Below are 24156 nucleotides of genomic sequence, written 5' to 3'. Positions count from 1 at the left end.
AAAATCTAAATTATGAGTAGCCAATTAGAACAGTTTGCAAGTGATAATTCCTCTGGTATTTGTCCTGAAGCACTGGAATATATGATTAGGGCAAATCAAGGTAGTGTTCCAGCTTATGGAAATGATGAATGGACTCAAAAAGCAACAGATTATTTTCGTGAACTCTTTGAAATTGATTGTGAAGTATTTTTTACCTTTAACGGTACGGCCGCAAATTCTTTATCTTTAGCTGCTCTTTGTCAGTCATATCACAGCGTCATTTGCCATGAGACATCTCACATAGAAACGGATGAATGTGGCGCACCTGAATTTGCATCTAATGGCTCGAAACTGCTACTTGCTCAAGGTAAAAATGGAAAATTAACATCAAAAGCTATAGAGGCAATTGTTACTAAACGTACTGATATTCATTATCCAAAACCTAAAGTTATTAGCATTACACAATCAACTGAATTAGGCACTTTATATTCTATTGAAGAACTTTTAAGTATTAAAGAAGTTGCAAACAAATATAACTTAAAGATTCACATGGATGGCGCTCGTTTTGCAAATGCAGTTGCTGCTATGAATAAAAGCCCTGCTGAAATTACTTGGAAAACTGGAGTGGATGTATTGTGCTTTTGTGGTACTAAGAATGGAATGGCATTAGGTGAAGCCATTCTTTTCTTCAATAAAGCGCTAGCAGAGGATTTTGATTATCGATGTAAGCAAGCAGGCCAGCTAGCTTCAAAAATGCGGTTTATTTCTGCTCCCTGGTTGGGTTTATTAGAAACTGGTGCTTGGCTAAAAAATGCCAGACACGCTAATCAATGTGCTGAATACTTAGAAAATCAACTATTAAATATAGAAGGCGTTGACTTGATGTTTCCTAGAGAAGCAAACGCCGTATTTGTAAAATTACCTGAAGAAGTTATTCACAGCTTAAAAGCAAAGAACTGGCAGTTTTATACATTTATTGGTGTGGGAGGAGTACGTTTTATGTGTTCTTGGAACACTACTCAATCAAGGATTGATGAATTAGTTGGTGATATTAAAAACGCAAAAAAGTAAGCGACTTAGCCTACTTGTATCATGTCCGCATAAGTTAGTTATGATTCCCATAGTCATTGCACCCCACCATTAAATCTGACTTTTCACGAGATGTGGAAAAGTCATATCAAATGTTGTTTTGGGATTAGAGAAAAATTCGTAACTGCGTTTGCGATCACAGGACAAGCACAAATTTTTTTCCCACCAGTCCAACAAACAGCTTGGCACTTTTAGCACTGAATTTAAATTACTGTATTGTATATACTGTGTTTTGTCCATAATCCTTTATGAGCAAGCTTTTTGAGACTTAATGGCAAAAGTCAGGTCTAAGAGAAAAAGGTAAGAAATCTATAAAATGTAAAGTATTGTTGCACAAGCGTTTCTTTTAGGTATGACCTTGCCTTTTGCTGGGTTATACCAGTCGCAATTGAGGGAGCCAAACCAATGCTACAAAGAAGGTTATCTAATACTGGTTCGTTAGTAAATAGGTAGGTACAATTAAACCGAACTGTATAAACTTATAGAAAGCACCATAAACGCTTTGAATATAAGCTCTTAAGCAATTTATATCTATTAATATATTTGTATTTTTTTTTAGCGTCCACCTACTTATTACGCCTTTAAGCTTGGATGTAAAATTTATAAATTTTGTCAAAGTAGATTTTATAAATCAACAATATCCTTCATACTTTAAAACAGTAATCCTACGTAAAATTTGAGGAAGGGATGCCAATGACATCTCTATTACAGCGACTAAGTGCAGAACGAAATCGCAGATTTATAGGACGTGGGCGGGAAGTGGAGCTATTTATTGATGCGATCGCATCAACAGAATTACCTTTTCACATTTTGCACGTCTTTGGCCCTGGTGGTGTGGGCAAAACAACCCTCATGCAGCAGTTTTTACGGTTTTGTGAACGGTCAAAAATATCAACTATCTACGTAGAAGGACGTAATATAGAAGCTGCACCAGAATCTTTTCTTAGCACGTTGCGATCGTTGATGGGATTGAATGAATCAGATTCTCCTTTGGATGTGCTAGCCCAAAGACAAGAACGTAATGTAATTTTAATTGATACCTATGAAGCTATTACCCAGCTAGATGAATGGTTCCGGGAAGTATTTTTACCCCATTTGTCTGTTAATACCTTAATTGTGATTGCTGGACGCAATTCCCCCTCATCTGGTTGGTGTAGCGATCCAGGTTGGCAAGCTTTGATGCACACCTTGCCCCTACGCAACCTGACCCCAGAAGAAAGTCAAACTTATCTCACCACACGAGATATTCCCACCACACAACACCAGGCGATTCTAGAATTTACTCACGGACATCCTCTAGCATTATCTTTGGTTGCTGAGGTGTTTGCTCAGGGAAAAGAAATCTCTTTTCAAGTAGAATCTGCTCCCAATGTTGTTAAAACACTGTTGTCAAGATTCATAAAAGAAGTACCAACGCCCGCACACCGGATGGCTTTAGAAGCTTGTGCGACGATCCGGCTGACTACCGAAGCCGCACTAAATCAAATATTGGCTCTGCCTCAAAATACTTTGGCTGGTGAGGCTCACTCTTTAGGGGAAATATTTGATGTTCACGATTTATTTGAGTGGTTGCGCGAATTGTCGTTTATCGAATCAGGACAATTGGGTTTATTTCCCCACGATTTAGCACGCGAAGTTTTAATTGCTGACTTGCGTTGGCGTAATTCGGAATTTTACACGGAATTACACCACCGAGCGCGTCAATATTATACTAAACGACTAGGACAAACCCAAGGGCAAGAAAAGCATCGAGTGCTACTGGATTATATTTTTTTGCATCGGGATAACTCGGCGATTCGATCCTGTTTCACCTGGGGTGAGCAAAGTAGTTTATTGACGGACTCACTACGGGAAACTGACAAAACCGCACTGCTAGGGATGGTGGCAGAATATGAAGGTGAAGAATCAGCAAAAATAGCAGCTCATTGGTTGAAGCGCCAACCGCAGAATGTAATAGTATTTCGTGACTTGCACTCCGAACCTGCGGGATTTGCAATGATGGTGGCATTGCAGACAGCAACTATTGAAGATTTGAGTGCAGATCCGGGCGCTCTTGCATCTTGGCAATATCTCCAAACCCATGCACCATTACGCCCTAGTGAAGGTGCAACTATTTTCCGCTTCTGGATGGCGCGGGACACCTATCAAGCTGTTTCCCCCACCCAAAGTCTAATTTTCATTAATTTTGTGCAGTATTTTCAGAATACACCGGGGTTAGCATACACCTTCCTACCTTGTGCCCAAGCAGATAGTTGGACAGCAATGTTGAACTACTTCGACTTAACACGACTTTCTGAAACTGATTTTACAGTTGGGGGAAGAGACTATGGTGTTTATGGGCATGACTGGCGAATTGTCTCACCTGCCGCATGGAAGGAAATTTTGGCCCGAAAAGAGGTTACAACTGCGGGAGAATCTGTAGATAATACTCCAGTCGGTGAACCTCTGTTAGTTCTTAGTCAGCCAGAATTTATGGAGGCGGTGCAGAATGCGTTACGTAACTTTAGTTGTCCCGATGTATTACAGAATAATCCATTAGTGCGATCGCGAAGCGTACAGGAAGTGATCTCACGCTTAGTGTCAGAACAAGTTGCCACAAAAGCAAGTATGAGCAAGAGTCCAAAGGAGACGCAACTCTTTGAGCAGCTGGATTCTGGGCATCTACGCGATCCCTGGGTTAGGCAAAGCCAACGCGTTAAGGTTTTACAAAATCTGGTGAAACAAGCAGTTGAATCCTTACAATCATCCCCGCGTGATGAAAAACTCTATCGCGCTGTTTATCGAACTTATTTAAACCCCGCCCCCACGCAAGAACAAGCAGCTGAGTTACTAGATTTGCCTTTCAGTACCTATCGCCGTCATCTGAAAGCTGGGATGACAAGAGTTACAGATATTTTATGGCAAAGAGAAATTACCTAACAGCGAAAATTTCGAGTGCGGAGTGCGAAATGACTTTGTGAGGGAGGATTTCAAAGACTCAAATTCAGCCAAAAAAGCTTTTCAGCCTGTGACAAACTAATTTCAAAGTAGCCTATTATACACAAAGCAGTTATTAAAAAAATGAAGATATATCGTTTCATATTTTCCTCAAAATAAGATTTTCTGATCGACTCATCACATATAACTAAATACAATTCAGTTAAGGATAATTGTAGGTTGGTTTCGCTATCGCTCTACCCAACAAAGCCGCGAGAGTGTTGGGTTTCATTCCTCAATCCAACCTACGCACAACCTACGCAAAATCAGGTTTTTAGCTTTTTTAGTTTGCGCTTTAGTATTAAGGTACTTCCAAAAATACCAAAGATTACTGTGCTGGCGATTGAAGAAGGTTCGGGGACAAGTGTAATATTGCCAGGGCCTGTGATGGTATTGGTAAAAGTACCAAAACTGTTATTGCTATTGTCAAATCCAGTAGTGACTAAAAAGTATTGATTATTGGCAGTTAAGCTCAAGCCACTAAAACCAGATTTGCCTTCATCTGGAAAAGGATCGTTCCCACTGAGTAAATTAACTAATGGGTTAGCTGGGTTGAAGCTGTTTTGGTACAAGAACTGGATACCCAGGAAAGCTTGAGAACCTACAATATTATATGAGCCTGTAGTATCAACAAAGAAAGGCTGGCTGTAATAAGGGACGGCAGTGCCATTACTAAAAAGTGATGTGGGTGGGTTTGTACCACTTTCAAACCCTTCCGTTTGCGGACGGTTAAAAGTTGGTGCATTTGTTGTGTCACCAGAATATGAAATGGTGGATGCCTGAGATGGCAGGATAGCACTTACAGATAGAGCGATCGCTACGCCCGCCGCAGGCATCGCAGCAGCGGCAATAGGAATTGAACGTCTTAGCAATTTTTGCCAAAAATTAAATGAACACTCACTCAAACTCTTAAGCTTGGCTGTTTGTGAAAACTTGTTAGAGTGATGAGATATATTATTTTCTCTGACGATGGATTCTTTAATTGCTAATGACATATAGTTGTTCAAGGTTGTTTTTACAAAACTGAGTGCTTTTGTCTAGTTCCAGGGATGAGCAAGTAAAGCCTGTGAAGTAATACCTAAGCCAATTAGGGTAATACATAAGGCGCTTGCCACAGGTAACATCTCGATCCTGGGTATCTGGAGTGGCAAATGCTCAAACCGATTTTTAGCGTAGACGAGCATTAAGCCGATTCCAGTTAGTACCGCTGCTAGACCTAAGCTAAAGGCAGACACCAGCGCTAATCCAAAGCCAATTCGTCCCATTGCGATCGCACTTAGCAACACTACTAAGGCTGAAGGACAAGGTAACAAGCCGCCTGAAATTCCCAGCGCTAGGAGGCTAGACCACTTCATGGAACTTACATCGCTGTGAGGCGGTAAATGTGAATGCTCATGGTTGTGGTGATGGTGATGATGCAAGTCGTGGCTGTGTTCATGACTATGTACATGGTCGTGTGCATGAGAGACTTGAGTCCCTTGCAATCGACTAATAAACAAATTCAGACCAATTACAGTTACCAGTACACCAGAGAGTATGCTTAACCAAGGGTACAATTGCTCTGTCAAAATAAACTGGGATGTGCCAAGAGCGACCAGCCCCAGAGCAAATATGCCAGCAGTATGGGTAATCGTCATAATCAGCCCCAGGAATAGGGCGTGTTGGGCATTACTGCGGGAACCCACCAAATAAGCACCGACTATCGTTTTTCCATGACCAGGGGACAGAGCGTGTAAACCACCCCATAAAAAGGCGATCACTAGAGCTATTAGAATAGTCAGGAAATTATGATTTTCCTGGGTAATCAGGCTAGTAAAAACATCGTTGCTTCTTCCTGTCAAAGCATTATCTAAACGGCTGGATGATTTCACAGACGGCAAAGGCGCTTGTTCACTCAATGTCAGAGACGGATTGAGTTTAAAGTCAATCCGACGCTGGTCGAGAGGACTGCTAAGTAACTCAGTAGGGTAATCTCTCAAGCGGTTGGTGATACTCAAAGAGGTGAAATCACCTTGAATCGGAACGCCATTTGCAGCCACAGTAATCTCACGCCAGCCTAAGCGCTGTGGATAAGACTGATCTTCAAACTCGATTAACTGATTTGCGCCTACTAACTCCCTTGTTCCCTGAAAATTGCAACTCAGCCGCAGTGTAGATAATCCTCCTACACCTGGAGGAAATTCGACTGTTGATTCGATCAAAGACAGTGCTAAAGGCTGTTTATCGATCAACAGTTCCAAATGTGAATTGACTTCCTGACATTTCTGGTCAGGGTATTGAACCGTCTCTATAGGTTCAGCTTGGCGATCGCGATTAGTATCTAAATGATTAATCTCCTGAAAAGCCGGAATCTCTGCCATGTCTAGAACATAATCAATCCCCACACCATCCGGCGCTACCTGCACTCCTGCGTAGTGATTGATGGTGAAATTGCCTAAAGGATGGGCATCCGCCCTCGGCATCCAAAATAAACATATTGCGATAATTGCAGTACTCCAAGCCAAGTAATGTAGCAGCTTTTTCATAAAGAACTCCCTATAGCGGCGTTAGCAGTGGGAAAAGAGACAGAGGGTACTAAGTTAGCCAAGACTTGACGAGCTTCATCAGCATACTTGTGATGAAATTGAGGATTGAGGCTAACAGCTTGAGTCAGTCGTTTTATTGCTGACTCACGATTACCTAAGTGAAACGCAATCATCCCAGCATGAAATTGCAGCAAAGCATCCTCTGTCCCCAAGCGAGTTGCCCGTTGTGCTGCCTTTTGTGCTTCTTGCCATTCCCCATTAGCCGCAGCTGCCCAAGCCAAAGTATCCTCTGCATATACATCGTCTCGCACTGCCACTTCACTACGGGCAATCTCTAACGCCTCTGTTAAATGAATTCCGTGTTCGGTGTAGTAGACTGCCAAAGCGCGATCGTAGATTCCTTTAACCTTGCTCAGGTAAGCTACCACTCCGATTAAATCTTCAGTTTCAGCTGCGCCTTCCTGGTCTCCCAGAGCTAGTTGGGCATCAGCCTTATACCCCAGCGTTTCTACTAACGGCATCAGTTCTATACCCTGGTTGGCGATATTTAGAACATCCTGCCAGCGATGCTGTGCCGCATAGAGGCGGGCCAATCCTGTAAACGCAGCTATATGCCGTGGGAAGAGGTCAAGAGCTTCCCGATATCGCTGCTCAGACAGGGCAAAATCTCCGGCTGCAAAAGCCAGATCCCCAGTCCGCAGATGAAACCAAGCACGGGTTTCGGCGCTCGTCGTGTAGAAAGAGTCCATCTCCTGCATAGCTTCATCTAGCAGTTGCCGTGCCGAGGCGAGATTGCCAGTTAACTCTAAGTAACGGGCGACAACTGCGTTATGACCGGAGTTTGATTCTTCCTTAGCAAGGTTCTGCAAGAGTTGATGAGTTGTTTCATAATCACCCAACTCCATCTGAATCGATGCCCTCAGCGAGACAATATTGGGATTATCAACAGATGAATTATTTAACACATCTAAAGCTGATCGAAACTGATGTTGAGATAGTAAAGCTGATGCTAGGAGCATGGAAGAAACCTGATTATGGCGCGGCTGTAGTCCCAGGGATCTACGTGCCGCTTGTTCTGCTCGTAACACATCGTCTATATCTCCAATTTCTCGAAAGCGCCTCAAATATTGATCGGCTAACAGACGTAAAAATATTGAGGAATCAGGAGATTGGGCAACTTTCTCCTCATAGACGCTGATGATATGCGATCGCTGTAAATAATCAGGGAAGACTAAATCTGACTGCTGAACTGGTAATATCTGCCTAGAATTAACAGTCAGCAGTTGCACAGCAGAGGAATATGTGTCTAACTTACCATTGGTGTAGCCTAAACTTAGCGCTTGTGTATCACAGGGTCTTAGTAAAACCAGTAGGCTAGTCAGCACTAACACCCATAGTATTCGTAGATGCATAAACCTTACAAAGGATTGCCTAAATAAGGGAAGGTAGGAAGAAAGTTGGCATTATTAGGCCCAACATTATCGCTAGTTAGTCCCGGAATTTTACCTGTAGAAATGCCTGTAACTGCATCACCAAAGACAACAGATGCTGTTACATCGATTACGTCATCTTTTGGTCTTCTACCACCAAAATTTTTGCCTAACTGAGTACCAAAATAACTACCACTAGGTTTAGAAAGGTCAGCTTGAATCACATCAGGAATCGCCACTGAGATCACTGCATCGGCTATGCCTTTAGGTCTGCCAACTGCTTTCACAAAGGCTTGAATGAATTGCGATTGATTGCTAGCGTCTTTGGTTGGTGTCTGAAGATTACTATTATTATGAGCTTTAAAGTCCATAAAAAGTTCATTCAGGGCTGGAACTGCTAACCGCTCAATCTGAGCAAAATGCCCGTTTCTGAGTCTAGGAGTTTTAACACTAGTTGTCATCCAAGCACCAATCTTGCCTTTACCAAGCAGTTTCCTGGGTAGCTCGACAATAATTGAGTGGACATTAAATGGGGCTAGGGTGTCTTGTGCTTGTCCAGGTGGTCTAAAGGTAAGAACTGTGAAGGGAGGACTGGGATTAGGCTGAAGGCTATAGTTCCGATCCGGGATGATTTTAAAGAACTGTTCCAAATCGAAAAAGAACGGGTCTTTGCGTGTGCCAACAAAGAACTTCATACCGTTATATGCGGCAAATGTTTGGTTGAGTTGCCCTGTCCAACTGACTGGAAGCAAAGCTGACTCTGTTCCTACTGTGGTTGGACGACATGGGCCGCGGACTGTGACAGTTTGCTGTGAGCCTTTGCCATTTATGTTGAACTGAAGTACGACATCTTCGATACTGTCGCCAGTGTTATCAATCTTGAATTGATAAAGAACATTTGGATCGAATGGTCTTTTTTCACCAGAAACAATCAGAGGGTCGAAATCCATGACTAAGACAACATTTTTGGGGTCTTTTGGACTCTCAAACACAAACAAATCTGTGAGATCCGCAGCAGTAAGCTTAGTGGCTAGAAAAGTTGTATCTTGGTGGTCTGAAGCCAAAGCTTTAGGGGTTGCATAGGTTAGGACTACCAGCAAAATAGCGACAAATGCCACTAGGGGACGAAAAAAACGAGTAGCTTTAGTCCAATATAGCGATCGCTTGATGGAAAGAAATACCATATTTTGGACTGCTTTATCTATGAGTAACCTGCCTTCAGTTGCTATAAAAGAGGTGATACTCCGAGCATTTATTCTCATAGTTGCCCTTTTTGAGGTGTTTAGCCTCTACTGTTGGTGTGGAAATAGGAAGTTGATTTGGATTTCAAAAAAGACTGCGGATATTACCGAAGCGCTTCACAGCTTATTTGCTCTTACTACTCACTTTCCAGACCAAAACTTGCTCATTTTTTGCTCACTCTTGTCTATATTGATTTTCTGCTAAGGAATAAAAATTCCATTCTGACTTTTTGATTACTTGTGCTGATTTACATCAATAAAGCCCTTATAAAATCTCTGAGGGCATTGATTAATATCTATGTCAATTACCTAGTGTTAATCCCGTAGACATGGAAAAATTTTTGACTGCTGCTTCAAAATATGGTCTTGAAATTATTCCGCCGTCTGCTGAATCTTTACAGGTATTGTAATTCGATTTGATTCGGTGAATCTATTTGTGAAGGAAATAGGGAATAAAAAAGAAGGAATCCTATAGTACGATGAGATTTAAGTCGGATGATTTTAGTTACTTGACTTTCTGGAGATATTCTTAATTCTGTATTAGCCATCTTCAATGTTTTAACCCAGCCTTGTATTTTAAGACTTTTCACTCCTAACTTCTAACTTTATTTATATGCCAGAACAACAGTGGACTATAACAGCAACTGAGCAACCACCAGAGTGGTTTATCCAAGCAGTAAAACAGTATACACCTGCATCAAGTGGACTATATGCAGCGCAGTTGTTGTGGCAACGGGGTATTAAAGATTGTCAACAATTAACAGCTTTTATCAATCATAAAGCTTATCAACCAGCAAGTCCCTTTGAATTTGGGCAAGAAATGCATCTGGCGATCGCACGCTTGCGACAAGCATATAATACTAAAGAAAAAATTGCCATTTGGGGAGATTTCGATGCCGATGGGATTACCGCTACATCGGTACTTTGGGATGGATTGGGGCAGTTTTTCACTCAAAATACCCAGTTAATTTACTACATTCCCAATCGCCTGAAAGAATCCCACGGACTTAATAATCAAGGCATTGATAACTTAGCAAAACAAGGTTGCAAATTAATAGTTACTTGCGATACGGGTAGCACAAACATTGAAGAAATTATCTATGCTAAACAACTAGGTATAGATGTAATCGTTACAGACCATCACACCTTACCTGCCGAACGTCCACCCGTCGCAGCAATTATTAATCCTCGTTATTTGCCCAGAGAACATCATCTGTTCAATCTGTCTGGGGTGGCGGTAGCTTATAAGTTAGTGGAAGCATTATATCAAAGTCTGCCTAATATTGCAAAAAATCCGTTAGAGGATTTATTAGATTTAGTAGCAGTAGGCTTAATTGCCGACTTAGTGCAGTTAAGTGGAGATTGTCGCTATTTAGCACAGATGGGAATTCAACGACTGCAAGCAGATTTTCAACAGCCAGCAGCAGCGCGTCGGCGTCCGGGGGTAGGGCGATTATTAGAATTGTGCCAAAAAAGTGGCGATCGCCCCACAGATATCTCCTTTGGTTTGGGGCCAAGAATTAACGCCGTTAGTCGCATCCAAGGCGATGCTAGTTTTTGCGTTGAATTATTAACTAGTCGGGATGCCAAACGTTGTAACGAACTAGCCGAAGTTACAGAACTTGCAAACACCCGCCGCAAATCTTTACAAAAAGATGTGCAAGCGCAAGTAGCACAAAAACTTACTCAATTAGACTTATCAACCACCAGCGTCATCGTTCTAGAAGATGCCCAATGGCCTGCGGGTGTCTTGGGCTTAGTTGCTGGACAAGTAGCACAAGAAACAGGTCGCCCGACTATTTTGTTAAGTACAGAAGGGAGTGGGGAATCGGGAGTAGGGAGTGGGGAAGAAGATTCCGCCCCTACTCCCTTAGCAAGGGGTTCCGCCCGTTCGGTGAATTCTGTCGATTTATACCAACTGGTAAAAGACCAAGCACATTTGTTACATCGCTTTGGCGGACATCCCTTTGCAGCAGGTTTGAGTTTGTTGGTGGAGAACATTCCTTTATTTACAGCGGCGATTAATCAGCAGTTGCGGCAATCTTTAGGTAGTACAACTCTAACGCCAACCGTGCAAGCAGACTTGACGGTAACAGTTGCAGACTTGGGGAAAGAGTTATTTTTGGAACTGAAACTGCTAGAACCTTGTGGAATGGGTAATCCTGTTCCGAAATTGCTAATTCAAAACTGCTGGTTTGAAAATTCTTGGCATCGCAATCAGCAGGATTGGCAAGGGAAAAAGGTACAGTACATTAAAGCTGAGTTTGATATTCGGGATGATTCTACCAGAAGTGCTTTTCCTGGCTTATGGTGGGGACACTATAAAGATGAATTGCCTATAGGAAGGTGTGATTGCATAGCAGAACTAGACTACAACACCTTCAAAAAACGTTATGAAATCAGATTAATTGCCGTGCGCTCTTCTGCTAACTCAGCACTCAACACTCAGCAGTGGCTCAACGCCCCGCTATCGCTAACACCCTTCATCCTAGACTTACGGAATCAGGAACACTCAGCACTTAGCACTCAGCATTCAGCACTGATTATTGAAGATTGTCCCACAAATTGGGATGATTTACGTATATGGTTGCGGCGATGTTTGGCGATAAGCCGCTCTACGTCTGGGCTTGAGAATCAGCAACAATTAGCGATCGCTTGGTCTAAACCCAACCACCAACCACCCAATCAAATTTGGCTGACTCTTGTCGGAATTGCCAAATATCTCAGTCGCACAAATCAACTAGTTACCCGCGGACAACTTTTAGAGAAAATCGGCATCAGTGACCAAACCTTAATTGTGGGAATCAAAGCTTTAAAATACTTAGGGTTCACAGTTCAACGACAAGACCGTTCTTTACAAATTACCTGGCATCCAAGCGATAGTGCCGAAAACCTTGCTGATGAAGCAGTTGCAAGATTTTTAGCTGCTGTCCGCGAAGAACAATTTCAGCAACAGTATTTTGCGGAAGTGCCTTTATCTACGATTGTGGCGATCGCTAGCTACGACAGTAAATAATTTAAAGGGTTTATAGCGTTCGCTATATGAACAAAATAGGGATTTTCAACCAAGTCCCTTCTTGTATAGTGCGATCGCGATCGCACTAAATTACAGCAGTTTACAAGTATAGAAATTACCTAGCTTGTGAGTCCTATCGGGTGCGATCCCTGAAGTTAAAGAGGTGTCCCAGAAGGTTGTTGCACCCTATTGTTAATAGTTTTTGCTTCTACAAAACTTTCTCGACCTGTAATCAATCTAGAGCGACGATTACGAGTGATATAATTCCATCCCCACTGAATTGCTACTACTACTTTAGTGTCAAACTCGATTAAGAAGTAGATGTGAATTACTAGCCAAAAGGCCCAAGCAATGAAACCTTTGAGTTTGATTAAGCCTAAATCTACAACAGCTAAATTTTGCCCAATCATCGCCAAAGTGCCCACGTCATTGTAACGAAATTGTGGCAAAGTCTCACCTTGAAGCCTGCGTTTAATGAGTTTAGCTACATACTCTCCTTGTTGTTTGGCTACAGGTGCAACACCAGGTAAGGGCTTACCATTTTGATGGGAAAAGTTGCCTAAATCTCCCACTACAAAAATGTTTTTATAACCCTTGATAGACAAGTCTGGTTCTACAATCACCCGTCCGTCGCGATCGCACTCTACACCTGTGCTTTTTGCTAGGGCTTTCCCCATAGGCGAACCTTGAACACCTGCTGCCCACAATATAGTTTTTGCGGTAATTTCTGTCAATTCATCGCCTTGCTTGAAAGTAACGGTGTTATTTTCAATATTTGTGACTCTGGTGTTAGTGTAGACAGCCACACCCAACTTTTGCAAAGATTCTGCTCCTACTTTCGATAATTCTGGCGCAATGTGTGGGAGGATGCGATCGGCCCCTTGCAATAGTAAAATTCTCGCTTCTGAAGTGTTGATGCTGCGGAAATCTTCTGTGAGAGTTTGGTATGCCAATTCCGCGATCGCTCCCGATAATTCTACACCGGTGGGGCCACCCCCCACAATCACAAAAGTCAACAAAGCACGGCGAATTTCTGGATTGGTTTCTTTTTCTGCCGCTTCAAATGCCGAAAATATCTGACGACGCATTTCTATGGCATCTTCAACAGTTTTCAAGCCAGGAGCAAATTCTTTCCAGTTATCCTTACCAAAATAGGAATGGTTAACACCTGTGGCGACAATCAATGTATCATAAGGTACTACTTCATCACCCAGAATAACTTCTTGTGCTTTTGGATCGATATCATTTACCTCTCCCAACAGCACTTTTGTATTCTTGCTTTTGCTGAATACAGATCGCAATGGTGCAGAAATATCAGCAGGTGATAGCGTACCTGTGGCAACTTGATATAAAAGCGGCTGAAATAGGTGAAAGTTACGTTTATCAATGAGAGTAACATTTACATTTGCTGTCTTCAAAGCTTTTGCTGTATACAGTCCACCAAAGCCACCACCAACAACTACAACCCGATGTGGTGCATTTTTTTCAAGTGAGACTACCATAATAAAAATTTCCTTGTGTTAAGAACGTGTAACTATTCTTAACAAATATGTAACAGCATTATGATACTGGTTGCTGTTTATTTAGAACAATTGAAAAAATGATGAAAGTAGTCAAAGTTATACCAATTCTCTAAAATAAGGCAACAGATGTAAGCAAGGATTGCCTTGCTGCATCTAAATTTCTCAATTGCGAATTAAGAACAAGCGAATTGCGGATTGGTATAATTCCTGAATTTGTGTAGAAAGCCCAAAAGCCCCTCTCCTCTACACCCCTGCGGACATGATATAACGAATCACAATATTGATTGCCCCTCATTATTTTTTATTAATCAAGCCGCTCAAAATGTGCTTTGAATAATTCCGCCATCTACTTGCAGCATGACTCCATTCACAAATGAGGCTGCTGGTGAACTCAGAAATACTGCAACATTGGCAAACTCTTCTGGTGTCCCCATACGACCCAAAGGAATAGTCCCATTGATTCTAGCAATTTCTGCTTCTTTGGTTTCACCACTTTTAGTAATGCGGGCATCGATCAATTCTTCTACCCGTTCTGTATATGTCCAGCCTGGTAGAATGCTGTTGACGCGAATTTTATCGCTACCCAGTTCTTGGCTGAGAGTTTTCGTTAAACCAATCACTGCTAATCGAATGGAATTAGATAAAACCAGATTTTGAACTGGTTGTTTAGTTGAGGTTGAGGTGATGGTCAGAATTGCTGGTGCGATAGATTGGCGTAAGTGAGGTAAGGTGTACTTTATTAGACGTACCGCACTCAGCAAAGTCAAGTCGATCGAAGTTTCCCAAGTTGCCAAATCGATATCGTCAAAAGTACCAGCAGGTGGGCCTTTGGCGTTAGTAACGAGAACATCCAACCCGCCGAATTTTTCGACTGTGGCGTTAATTACCCGTTCGATATCTTCTTTATTAGTAACATCCGCACGCAGAGATAGCACTTCTGTACCTGTTTCGCCTGCAATTTCCGCAGCGGTTTTGTCAATTAACTTACTGCGGGCGCAGATGGCAACTTTTGCACCCTCACGAGCAAATTGCCTCGCTGTAGCTTTGCCCAAACCTTTACTAGCAGCTGTCACTAAGGCGATTTTGCCACGGAGTTGCAAATCCATAATCTTGATTATTCTTAATTTACAGCAATTTGAAGCCAAGGTTATTGAGAGCTTCACGCAAGCGATCGCGTCCTCTCAATGACTCTACAGTTGCAATCCGTTGGGCTGAGTGTTCTGACCAATCACCAGGAACATTCATCTTTTGTTCAGTATAGAATTCTTTGATGATGTCGTTGTAATGAGCGATCGCTTCTTCTTGCTCTGCCAATTTATAAGTTTCACGATGCAGTATCGCTGACTGGGGCAACCTTGGCTTAATCGCCGCTTCTACTTCAGGATTCGGATAACCCACACACAATCCAAATACAGCATACACAGAGGAGGGCAAATTCAATATCTGTGCTACCTCTTGTGGGTGGTTGCGAATTCCGCCAATATATACTGTTCCTAAACCAAGTGACTCAGCTGCAACTGCGGCGTTTTGTGCCGCCAACGTTGCATCGATTGTTGCCATCACAAACATCTCCAAATATTCCAGTGCATCATGAGATATGCCGCGACTGTCAGCAACGTGACTTAGACGCGCCAAATCTGCTAACCAAACTAAAAATAAAGGCACTTGCTTAATATGTGCTTGGTTTCCCGCTAGCTTGGATAACTCATCTTTGCGCTGTCGATCTTCGACTGCTACCACACTCCAGGTTTGCAAATTAGAGGAAGTAGATGCAGATTGGGCGGCTGCAATTAGCAATTCCAGAGTTCCTGGTGGTAAAGGATCGGATAGATAAGACCGAATTGAACGGTGAGATAATAGTGCTGTTAAAGAATCATTCCATTCAATTTCGGGGTTGAAGGGAATTTCACCGTAGCGCGATCGTAGTAATTCTGTAGGATTAGTCATAATCAATTTTAAGATTTACATTTCAAAAATTGTCAGTTTTGCTACTAATACCAATTTCATCTGTAGGTGCATATATCTCTATCTACCGGGACTTAAACATTTTTTGGGTAGAAACAAGCCTCAAACCCATACAAGGCAAGGAAAATACACCAGAGGCTCAAAAATGCTTGAAACCCAGATATATCAAAAAACTAGGCAAATCGATGTCAAAGTTTCTCTGTATATACATTTGAGGCTTTTTTCTAGCTACTTTTTGTCTAAGTCCCACTAAGCATCCTGTTGTCAAAATCAACACTTAATAAACAAAACGCAGCGTAAATTTTCTTAGGCTTAAGGCGTTTAACTCCGTTTCATTCAGTTTGAAAAATAACTGGGGGAATTTATGAAGCCTAAGTTTTGGTTCGCGTAAATTATCCGCAAACTTCCCTTTTTGTCCAAAGTTCAATAACCTTAAATTGCTGTAAAAATTAAATGACCTTTCTCTTTGGAGTAGTAAGGTTTTGTATATCTTCATCTGACAAAAAAAATACATCTATATGTATAGACGAGCGCGCTTATCTTTGTTTTTAGGAGTATTAACGAGTTCTAGCTGTTTCATCTTCAGTGTAGCAGCTCAAGTCTCATCTACTTCGCAACAGTCCTCGACTCGGAGTGAAGCTCAAGCTGCTAGTTGGTTTGAAGCCCATCGCGCTCAACCAGCCGCTTTACGAGCATTTGTACAGCGAATGCCGAAGGGCGGAGATATCCACAGTCATCTCAGCGGGGCTGTATATGCAGAACACTATCTGGAGTGGGCTGCCACCGATGGGTATTGTGTGGATTCAAAAGCGGGGGCTTTAGTTGAACCTAAAGCTTGCAGTCAGGACAGTAGCTATTTTCCAGCCTCAGAATTGTTGAACCGAACATCTGTTTATGATTCCCTGATAAATCGTTGGTCTACTCGCAACCTCCAATTTGCTGGAAAATCCGGCCACGACCAATTTTTTGATGCCTTTACTGGTTTTGGGGCAATATCAGACTCTATGAGTCGTCGGGATGATATGGTCGCGGAAGTAGCAAATCGGGCAGCTTCGCAGCATATTAGCTATCTAGAGTTAATGCTTACCGTTCAGGGCAGTGAGGTTCGACAGCTAGGGCGTGAAGTCGGTTGGAATAAAGATTTGCAAGAGATGCACCGTCAATTGCTTAAACGAGGATTAACCGAGCTAGTGACACTCGGCAGTCAGCAATTAGCACAGTTGGAGCGCGAAGTCTCGAAAACACTCGGTTGCGGCACTCCATTAGCACAGCCCGGATGTGCAGTGACAGTGCGCTATTTGCAGCAAACGACAAGAACAAAGTCGCCTGTCGAAGTGTTTGCTCAGTTAGCTTATGCCTTTGCACTAGCTTCATCGGAAGAGCGGGTGGTTGGCATCAATCTCGTCGCCCCAGAAGATAACCCGATTGCACTGCGCGACTACACCCTGCAAATGCAAATGCTGCAATTTTTCAAACGCCAATTTCCCGATGTCAAGGTTGCGCTCCATGCCGGAGAGTTAACTCTGGGGTTAGTTCCGACCGAGGATTTACGTTTCCATATTCGGCAAGCTGTTGAAGTGGCACAGGCATCTCGCATCGGACATGGCGTGGATATTCTTTTTGAGGAGCGTCCCTTCGAGTTGATGGAGCAAATGCGGCGACGCGGCGTGTTGGTCGAAATCTGCCTGACCAGTAATGAGGTCATTTTGAATGTCCAGGGAAATCAGCATCCTTTTAGGGAGTATTGGAAGGCTGGAGTACCAATGACCCTTGCTTCCGATGATGAAGGCATTTCCCGCATCGATTTGAGTCATGAGTATCTGTTAGCGGCAACGAGATATGGGCTGGGATATAAAGACCTCAAGCGACTGGCTCGCAATAGCTTAGAATATAGTTTCGCTCCGGGAAATAGTCTCTGGAAGTCGCCTGAGTTTAAGGCAATGGTTTCAACTTGTGCAAGCGATACCCCTGGTGAGACTTCTGTTTCTCAAGGGTGCAGTGCTTTTTTGCACAAGAGCCAGCACGCGCGGATTCAATGGCAGCTAGAGTCGGAATTTGCTCGGTTTGAGTCATTGCGGAACTGGCTTTGATTGACTTTTAAGAAAAATGTAGAGCGATGAATTATTTGACCGCAGCGACTTTCTTAGAAATCAAGTTTTTCATACCTGTAAGCTTTACTGGAAAGGCATCTAATTTTTAGAATTTCTGACATGAAGTTATAGAAATTACTGAAACAGTCAATCTAGAAGGATTTAGATTGATGACAAACAATCTGCCGTTCTGGTCAAATAATTCGTCGTTCTACAGCCGTGCCCCTACGGGTGTATCTCACTATATCGGGAAACACCATAAGTAAATCGGTGTGAATAAACCAAATTATGTTAGGAAACGTAAATAAGCTTAAAACCCTTACCAATGACTAATGACAAAGGACAAATGACAGCCCTTGCCAGTTAGCTTTAATTGCACTGACCTACTTATAAATAAATTCAGGTTCAATTGACATAAAAATAGCGGGAAGTGGGTTAACTTGATACTTTCCCGCCTATTATCCCAGTGCCAAAAAACACAGCACTAATTTAAAAAATCAGGTTCTTCACGCACAATCCGGTCGTAAAGGGGCTGGAAACTGAACCACCCACTTAGATGTGACCCCACTTGAGTTTGTGTTAAACGGGCTGTTTCGTGTTTGATCGTAGTCGGTCTACCCGCAGCTTCAGCTAGTAGTTGGGCTTGGCACGATCGCTCTAAGCTAATGTACCAAAAAGCAGCTTCATCTACCGTATGTCCCACAGTTAAAATGCTGTGGTTACGCAGAATTACGGCTTTATTTGACCCCAAGGCTTGCGCCAGTCGCAGACCTTCAGAGGTTTCTAAAACCACACCTGTAAAATCGTCAAATAGCGCATGGTCTTCGTAAAAAGCACAGGAATCTTGAGTCAAGGGGTCAAGGAGACGACCTAAACTAGACCAGGCTTTACCATACAGTGAATGGGCGTGAGCTGCGGCGATGACATCAGGTCTAGCTTCATGAATCTGAGAATGGATGGCGAAAGCAGCTTGATTTATCTCAGCATCGCCTTTAACGACCTCACCTTCTGTGTTAACTAAAACCAGGTCAGAAACTCGGATATGACCAAAGTATGCCCCGAATGGATTGACCCAGAAATGGTCTGTAAACTCAGGATCGCGAGCCGTAATATGGCCTGCGATTCCCTCGCTGAACCCAAACTTACCAAACAGGCGAAAGGCGGCGGCGAGACGTTGCTTGCGGTGGAGGCGTTCGTCTTCAACTCGCTCGAATACAGGGGGCTGTGGTCTAATGTAACTGGACATATTTTTTTTCTTCTTTACAGGGAGCGTTGGAATATCCAGAGCGAAAAGATTTGACGCTGTGAGATTCTGGGATGAACTGGTGGCGCAAAATACAACCAGTATCATTACCCAGGATATGGATGGATACAGATGCACTCTGGGATGTGGTTTTGACGGCGTGGATATCACCATCTGGGGGTAAGAGGCAGTAGATATCCCCTGGTTGAAGCGATGCCTGCGGCGGGCTAAGCCTACGCACTTCAGTTACTTGTAATTGTGCGTGTCCTTCGGCATCACCGCTATCTACACGGCGATAGAGTGTTTCTTCTTGATTACCTTTGTATAAACCAATCAATCCCCAGGCTAAATGGTCGTGGACGGGAGTTGTGGAACCTGGGGGAATCACCAAACTAAATACTGACAGGGAACGGTCTTTGGCACGATAAAGCAGCCATTGACCAATACCACCACCCATCGGGCTTTCAGGATTGACTTGGGCAAACTTTTGTGGTAGCCATTGCTGTTGGGCAAGGAGTTCTTGAAAATAGGGTTTTAGTCTAGCGAGAGTTTGTGTGCGATCGTCAACAGTGCTAGCGCTAATTTCTTGCACTGTTGCTACAAAGGATCGTAGTTCCTGGCTCTCAATAAACCATTGGTCTTCTGGTAACGGTTCTAAAATAGTGTGGTTCGTCATCATATTCCTCTGTTTAGGAGGCGACTAAGATAAACTAATTCGTAATTAAGAATTCAATTACGATTTATTTTAATACCAGGATGAATTTTAAAGCCAAGTTGCTCAAATTTTAGATGGAAAGGGACTCCTTCAGAATGATAGTAAAAGGATATTGCTGGAATACAGTAGCTTTATCTTGTGACAATAGCAGCCTAGCATGGCTGATACGTACTGGATATAACGGTTGTTTGTTGGCATCGAGAATGAATACTTTAGTCATGTAATTTTGAATTTTAGATTTGCGATCGTCAGATTGGGTAGTGGGGATTGGGAGAATTCCCTGACTCAGCTAGGGAACAAAAAAATCATTCTCCTCTGCCTCCTGCTTGCGTTCGGCTACACTCACAGAAACAGTGCTGAGTGCTGAGTAACGAGTGCTGAGTAAAAAAGTAATAATTGCACTCAGCACTTTATGTCTGAAGCCACGGCTTTTAAGCCAGGAAAAAGAAATAAATATTTATTTCGCTAGGAGCGTAGCGCATATTTAATACGTCCAAGATCAATCCCCTAGATTTATCTATGGGGTTACTCTAAGCCGAGGCACTCAGCACTCCTGAAGGCAAGCCTGCCCCTCTGCCCCTACTTAGCCCTGGGGCAAATAGTCTTATTAAAGAAAAGATAAGAATGAGAGTCTAGATACCAACTCCAGCACTCTCGTCTTTACTGCTATTTAGAAATTTCCAAAGAATAAATCCAGGACTTACGCACAGGTCACGGAAAATCAAACCACAGAGAACGCAGAGAACACAGAGGAATAAGAGTTAGAGAGGTTTTTTGCGTAAGTCCTAAAATCATCCAATTTTGTGGGGTGTCTCACAATCATTTGTAGTTGAATATTTTTATTGGGAAGTTTCTTAACTGTGATGTTAGCTCCCTTAAATACGGTAAATCGGTCGAATAAACGTTGAATTTCTACAAGCAGAAATTATCACATCCAAATTTAAAAAGCAAGTCGATTGTCATAGTTATCGGTGGGAGCAATGTGAATATGACATGATGACCCCGATCGCATACCTGCATCAAAAGAAGGGACGTTCTTAAGAACGTCCCTGTAGTAAAATTCACAAACAATTGTCAAAAGGGCGTAATTGCTTGTAAATGCAAGGTTTTTTCTAACTGCGGATGCTCGAAGCGAAGTTCTCTGGCGTGCAGATGTAAACGACTGGTAACTGCACGGCATCCATAAAGGCGATCGCCTAAAATAGTTATCCCAAGTCCTCGCGCATCAGCTGCATGAACCCTCAACTGATGAGTGCGTCCTGTTAGTGGCGTAAATTCTACGCGGGTATAGTCTCCTTCTCTCGCTATAACCTGGAAGTGTGTCAAGCTAGGTTTACCATACTGCCAATCAACTTTTTGATCGGGGCGATTTTCGGGATCTCCCCACAGTGGCAGTTCAATTTTACCTTGCTCAACTGTCACAGCACCGGAAAGTATGGCTTCATAAACTTTGTAAACCTGGCGTTGCTGAAACTGCTGGCTGAGTTCCCGATGGGTTTGACGATCGCGTGCCAATAACAAAATCCCGGAAGTTTCTCGATCTAGGCGATGCACAGATATAAGTGCCATGCCATCAGATAACAAATGACGTAAGCGACTCAAGACACTATCTTGGCGATCGCGATAACGACCGGGTACTGAAAGTAATCCAGCAGGTTTGTTTACAGCAATCAGCCATTCGTCTTCATAAATAATCGGGATTTCTGCGTTGGTAGGGAAAAGTAGGCTAGTTGTGTGATAATTCGTATTAGAGATTGAAATAGGTATTAACCCTGAGAGCAAAAACCCCATCAATGGCTGACATCGCTCGGCACACGCTCCATAAAACTCTCCCGGAATTTTATCCTGATTTGCGGAAGACCTACCCCACCAAAATTCTGCCATTGCTAGGGGTTTGAGATTATGTGTTGCCGCATAATGAAGCAGCTTTGGGGCACAACAGTCTCCTGTGCCAGTGGGCGAACCTCCTGGCATCAATTCTTGCAATGATTGCGATCGCCCGGAAAAATTAGTCAGGCTGTAGCTAGCGTGCATCTGAGCTTGCATTTGACAAGAAAGTGCTTTACGCTGTTGTTTCAGTTCGCTAATTCGCGCATCCGTCGCTGTAATTACCTGCTGGAGGGGCTGTAATACGGCATTTTGCTGGCGTTTAAGTTGTCGTCGCTCAATTCCCTGCTGACGACTCTCTTCGTCGAGTTGTTCAAGGGCAATCGTGAGTGCTTCGGGAGTGAGTGTATTGCAGATTTGCTGACGTTTTTCCTGTCGTTGATGTTTGTAATAGCGATGGCGATCGCTCATTGCTTGTAACTGCTGCTCAAAGTCATTAAACAGGATTTCATACTGCTGGCGTTCGGTCAGTTGCTTCAAAGTAATAATTTCTTGCTTAATCGCATCCAACTGTGCCAAAGTGCGGGCTTCCTCGAAAGCAACCTCATCTCGTCCGGGAATTGGCGGCACCCAGCCCTCAACCACACTGCAACCATTCAAAAGACCGGAAAAGGCTTTTAGTACGCGGTGTTCGCCATTAGGCAGTTCAACCAATAGTATTCCATACATCTTCCCTTCACGAGAATAACAGTCATTGTTGGCAAGATATTGCATTAGTCCGTGGGCGATCGCTTCAGACATTGAAGTGCGGGGTAATTTTAGGCGATGTCTACGACGGGCTACGCCTACGCCATTTTGCGGACAACAACCTTCGTACCAATAGCTACAAGATGAGTCGCCGATCGCAAAATCGCAGTCGATGAAATCTGAAAGTGCGTGCAGAACTACCATACAAAGTATGATTGCAAATCTAGCTAATCTTAATATTTTAAATTATTGCCCATATTAACAAGTTCGTAGTAAGAACTTTAGTCCTTATTTTTAAGCACTAAAGTCCTAACCACAAACCTTCAAAACTAGCTTGACAAAGTATTAGTTGGAGTGCGATCGTCTTCTGGTGTAGGCAATTGTTGAGATAAGTTAGCTTCTCCAGATGCAGGTTCTGGATCTTTTGTCATACCATGCTGCTCTTGCCCTCTCAATCCAAGATATGTTGCAGCACTGATTCCTTGTAGCGTCAGAAGTGTGTCATCAAATTCTGGCATAGCTAGATTTTTAATCACCTCCCAAACAAAAAACAGTCCGATGGCAACTGTCCAAATAAATGTTTGGAATCGATGAAAGTTGACTCCATTAATATCCGATAAGATATCGTTAAAAAAACCTTGAGAAACGCTTTGACTACCTTTTCTATTTTTCTCATTCCCCTGCCCATCAATTAACGAAGTACCGAATGCAGTTACAGAGTTAATTCCTAATAAAACTAGTGTTTGTCCAGTTAAAATATTGGTGTAATCTCCTGTTATGCCGTAGATAATCAAGTAAGCAGAAAAAATTAGAAATGTCCAGAAAGCAAGTTGAGATATCGATAAGCTGAAGGGATTTCTATACTCTTCATCTGAACCAATAAAAAACTTAGCAATTCCTGAACGAGCTTCCTTTTTAGGTATAAACTCTTTTGTAATCGACCTTTCTTGACCATTGATTACTTCTTTTTTAGAGTACATTCCTTCTATTCCAGGGCTACGTAGACTGTCTCGACCATATCTGATAAATATCAAGATAATAGCTATAACTAGAAGCAGACACAGCCAAAATCGCCATGATAACAGAACTATTTTTAATTGAGGAGGTGACAAAGGATCGCTCACCAAAATCGCAACTTTGCCGGGACAGCCTACCCCAACTATCGTATCAATACTATATTTGGGCCTGCCACCAAGCAGCGAATTCCATGCAGTTTCAGATACATCAGTACGTTCAAGCTGAAAGGCTAACCAATCATTATTAAGAGTTTTCTTTTGATCTTCACCCTCCTCAATGACGCTGACTGGTTCTCCGTGGACATTCTCTAGCTGATAGCCATTCAGATATAACACTAATTGGCGAGGATCGAATGAATTGCCTTTAGGCGTTGCACTTGTGGCTGCTGCTGACAATCCTTTAACTTTTACCCTGATGCGATCGCCCATCTTAACAACTTGGCTGCGATCGTTATCAGCAATGACTCGTTCAGTTGTGAGATTTGCAGGAACATAACAAGCGCGAGACGATGCAAAATTCACAGAAGGGATACCTGAACTATCTTGAGCGATCGCAGAAAAGTTGATAGAAACAACCAGAAAAAACACCAATAGAAAAATAGCAGTAAATCTTTTAGTCTTTCTATACATTGCTCAGTATTACCAAGTAAACTATGTCGTAGTTTACTCCTACTTGAGCCATTCGGAATATTAAAAAACTTTTTTAGGGCGATAAACAATACCTCCGCAAAAGAGCGAAGGGGCAATGCCAACAGCAGGCTTTCTCCTTTTGGC

Annotated in this window: 16 protein-coding genes; 4 read left to right on the top strand and 12 right to left on the bottom strand. The window is 42.7% G+C overall.

Features of this window, described 5'->3' with window-relative positions:
- The first annotated feature begins 12 nt into the window (after window positions 1-12).
- Window positions 13-1050 carry a threonine aldolase family protein gene (locus V7K41_RS06560; protein ID WP_334846595.1) on the top strand — a complete coding sequence of 346 codons (1038 nt, stop codon included), beginning with the start codon at window positions 13-15 and terminating at the stop codon, window positions 1048-1050.
- Between the two features lie 711 nt (window positions 1051-1761).
- Window positions 1762-3987: an ATP-binding protein gene (locus tag V7K41_RS06555; RefSeq protein ID WP_334846593.1), complete on the top strand. Its 2226-nt coding sequence runs from the start codon at window positions 1762-1764 to the stop codon at window positions 3985-3987.
- 323 nt (window positions 3988-4310) lie between these two features.
- On the opposite strand, the gene V7K41_RS06550 is transcribed toward V7K41_RS06555, so the two are convergent.
- From V7K41_RS06550 to V7K41_RS06535, 4 genes are read right to left on the bottom strand one after another with little or no spacing between them, the layout of a single operon-like run.
- On the bottom strand, window positions 4311-5039 hold the full coding sequence (locus tag V7K41_RS06550) for a hypothetical protein (RefSeq protein ID WP_334846591.1): 729 nt from the start codon (window positions 5037-5039) through the stop codon (window positions 4311-4313).
- A 42-nt stretch (window positions 5040-5081) separates the two neighbouring features.
- Window positions 5082-6569, bottom strand: a complete 1488-nt coding sequence (locus V7K41_RS06545) for a nickel/cobalt transporter (protein ID WP_334846589.1) — start codon at window positions 6567-6569, stop codon at window positions 5082-5084.
- Complete coding sequence (locus V7K41_RS06540) at window positions 6566-7981, bottom strand: tetratricopeptide repeat protein (protein WP_334846587.1); 1416 nt, start codon at window positions 7979-7981, stop codon at window positions 6566-6568. Before V7K41_RS06540 ends, V7K41_RS06545 begins: the two co-directional genes overlap by 4 nt.
- A gap of 5 nt (window positions 7982-7986) precedes the next feature.
- On the bottom strand, window positions 7987-9261 hold the full coding sequence (locus V7K41_RS06535) for a DUF4331 domain-containing protein (RefSeq protein ID WP_334846585.1): 1275 nt from the start codon (window positions 9259-9261) through the stop codon (window positions 7987-7989).
- Between the two features lie 592 nt (window positions 9262-9853).
- Between V7K41_RS06535 and recJ the strand changes: the two genes are divergently transcribed.
- Entirely contained in the window at window positions 9854-12256 is a 2403-nt protein-coding gene (gene recJ, locus V7K41_RS06530; RefSeq protein ID WP_334846583.1) for a single-stranded-DNA-specific exonuclease RecJ, read from the top strand.
- 155 nt (window positions 12257-12411) lie between these two features.
- On the opposite strand, the gene V7K41_RS06525 is transcribed toward recJ, so the two are convergent.
- From V7K41_RS06525 to V7K41_RS06515, 3 genes are all read right to left on the bottom strand, one after another.
- Window positions 12412-13758, bottom strand: a complete 1347-nt coding sequence (locus tag V7K41_RS06525) for an NAD(P)/FAD-dependent oxidoreductase (RefSeq protein WP_334846581.1) — start codon at window positions 13756-13758, stop codon at window positions 12412-12414.
- Between the two features lie 338 nt (window positions 13759-14096).
- A complete protein-coding gene (locus V7K41_RS06520) occupies window positions 14097-14885 on the bottom strand; it encodes an SDR family oxidoreductase (RefSeq protein WP_334846579.1) in 789 nt (262 codons plus the stop codon).
- Between the two features lie 19 nt (window positions 14886-14904).
- Window positions 14905-15726: an NADPH-dependent oxidoreductase gene (locus tag V7K41_RS06515; protein ID WP_334846578.1), complete on the bottom strand. Its 822-nt coding sequence runs from the start codon at window positions 15724-15726 to the stop codon at window positions 14905-14907.
- A 536-nt stretch (window positions 15727-16262) separates the two neighbouring features.
- Between V7K41_RS06515 and V7K41_RS06510 the strand changes: the two genes are divergently transcribed.
- Complete coding sequence (locus V7K41_RS06510; protein ID WP_334846576.1) at window positions 16263-17834, top strand: adenosine deaminase; 1572 nt, start codon at window positions 16263-16265, stop codon at window positions 17832-17834.
- 484 nt (window positions 17835-18318) lie between these two features.
- Here V7K41_RS06510 and V7K41_RS06505 read toward each other — a convergent pair whose 3' ends face one another.
- From V7K41_RS06505 to V7K41_RS06485, 5 genes are all read right to left on the bottom strand, one after another.
- The gene (locus V7K41_RS06505) at window positions 18319-19080 is read right to left on the bottom strand and encodes a class II aldolase/adducin family protein (RefSeq protein WP_334846574.1); all 762 of its coding nucleotides are present in this window, start codon (window positions 19078-19080) and stop codon (window positions 18319-18321) included.
- On the bottom strand, window positions 19064-19753 hold the full coding sequence (locus tag V7K41_RS06500) for a cysteine dioxygenase family protein (RefSeq protein WP_334846596.1): 690 nt from the start codon (window positions 19751-19753) through the stop codon (window positions 19064-19066). The genes V7K41_RS06505 and V7K41_RS06500 overlap by 17 nt, the downstream gene beginning before the upstream one ends.
- Window positions 19754-19862: 109 nt before the next feature.
- Window positions 19863-20012 carry an RRXRR domain-containing protein gene (locus V7K41_RS06495; RefSeq protein ID WP_334846572.1) on the bottom strand — a complete coding sequence of 50 codons (150 nt, stop codon included), beginning with the start codon at window positions 20010-20012 and terminating at the stop codon, window positions 19863-19865.
- An 854-nt stretch (window positions 20013-20866) separates the two neighbouring features.
- The gene (locus V7K41_RS06490) at window positions 20867-22570 is read right to left on the bottom strand and encodes an RluA family pseudouridine synthase (protein ID WP_334846570.1); all 1704 of its coding nucleotides are present in this window, start codon (window positions 22568-22570) and stop codon (window positions 20867-20869) included.
- 125 nt (window positions 22571-22695) lie between these two features.
- Complete coding sequence (locus tag V7K41_RS06485) at window positions 22696-24012, bottom strand: hypothetical protein (RefSeq protein WP_334846568.1); 1317 nt, start codon at window positions 24010-24012, stop codon at window positions 22696-22698.
- Between the last annotated feature and the right edge of the window lie 144 nt (window positions 24013-24156).

This window comes from Nostoc sp., from assembly GCF_036917415.1.
GTDB lineage: Bacteria > Cyanobacteriota > Cyanobacteriia > Cyanobacteriales > Nostocaceae > Nostoc.
Note: the sequence above shows the minus strand (reverse complement) of the source record. Positions and strands in the feature narration are given on the sequence as shown.

What these genes read in the sequence shown, in the direction of transcription:
- recJ (WP_334846583.1), top strand. Translation starts at nt 9,854, where the DNA reads ATGCCAGAACAACAGTGGACTATAACAGCAACTGAGCAACCACCAGAG.
- V7K41_RS06490 (WP_334846570.1), bottom strand. Translation starts at nt 22,570, where the DNA reads ATGGTAGTTCTGCACGCACTTTCAGATTTCATCGACTGCGATTTTGCG.
- V7K41_RS06550 (WP_334846591.1), bottom strand. Translation starts at nt 5,039, where the DNA reads ATGTCATTAGCAATTAAAGAATCCATCGTCAGAGAAAATAATATATCT.
- V7K41_RS06520 (WP_334846579.1), bottom strand. Translation starts at nt 14,885, where the DNA reads ATGGATTTGCAACTCCGTGGCAAAATCGCCTTAGTGACAGCTGCTAGT.
- V7K41_RS06560 (WP_334846595.1), top strand. Translation starts at nt 13, where the DNA reads ATGAGTAGCCAATTAGAACAGTTTGCAAGTGATAATTCCTCTGGTATT.
- V7K41_RS06555 (WP_334846593.1), top strand. Translation starts at nt 1,762, where the DNA reads ATGACATCTCTATTACAGCGACTAAGTGCAGAACGAAATCGCAGATTT.
- V7K41_RS06505 (WP_334846574.1), bottom strand. Translation starts at nt 19,080, where the DNA reads ATGTCCAGTTACATTAGACCACAGCCCCCTGTATTCGAGCGAGTTGAA.
- V7K41_RS06500 (WP_334846596.1), bottom strand. Translation starts at nt 19,753, where the DNA reads ATGACGAACCACACTATTTTAGAACCGTTACCAGAAGACCAATGGTTT.
- V7K41_RS06485 (WP_334846568.1), bottom strand. Translation starts at nt 24,012, where the DNA reads ATGTATAGAAAGACTAAAAGATTTACTGCTATTTTTCTATTGGTGTTT.
- V7K41_RS06495 (WP_334846572.1), bottom strand. Translation starts at nt 20,012, where the DNA reads ATGACTAAAGTATTCATTCTCGATGCCAACAAACAACCGTTATATCCA.
- V7K41_RS06525 (WP_334846581.1), bottom strand. Translation starts at nt 13,758, where the DNA reads ATGGTAGTCTCACTTGAAAAAAATGCACCACATCGGGTTGTAGTTGTT.
- V7K41_RS06545 (WP_334846589.1), bottom strand. Translation starts at nt 6,569, where the DNA reads ATGAAAAAGCTGCTACATTACTTGGCTTGGAGTACTGCAATTATCGCA.
- V7K41_RS06510 (WP_334846576.1), top strand. Translation starts at nt 16,263, where the DNA reads ATGTATAGACGAGCGCGCTTATCTTTGTTTTTAGGAGTATTAACGAGT.
- V7K41_RS06540 (WP_334846587.1), bottom strand. Translation starts at nt 7,981, where the DNA reads ATGCATCTACGAATACTATGGGTGTTAGTGCTGACTAGCCTACTGGTT.
- V7K41_RS06515 (WP_334846578.1), bottom strand. Translation starts at nt 15,726, where the DNA reads ATGACTAATCCTACAGAATTACTACGATCGCGCTACGGTGAAATTCCC.
- V7K41_RS06535 (WP_334846585.1), bottom strand. Translation starts at nt 9,261, where the DNA reads ATGAGAATAAATGCTCGGAGTATCACCTCTTTTATAGCAACTGAAGGC.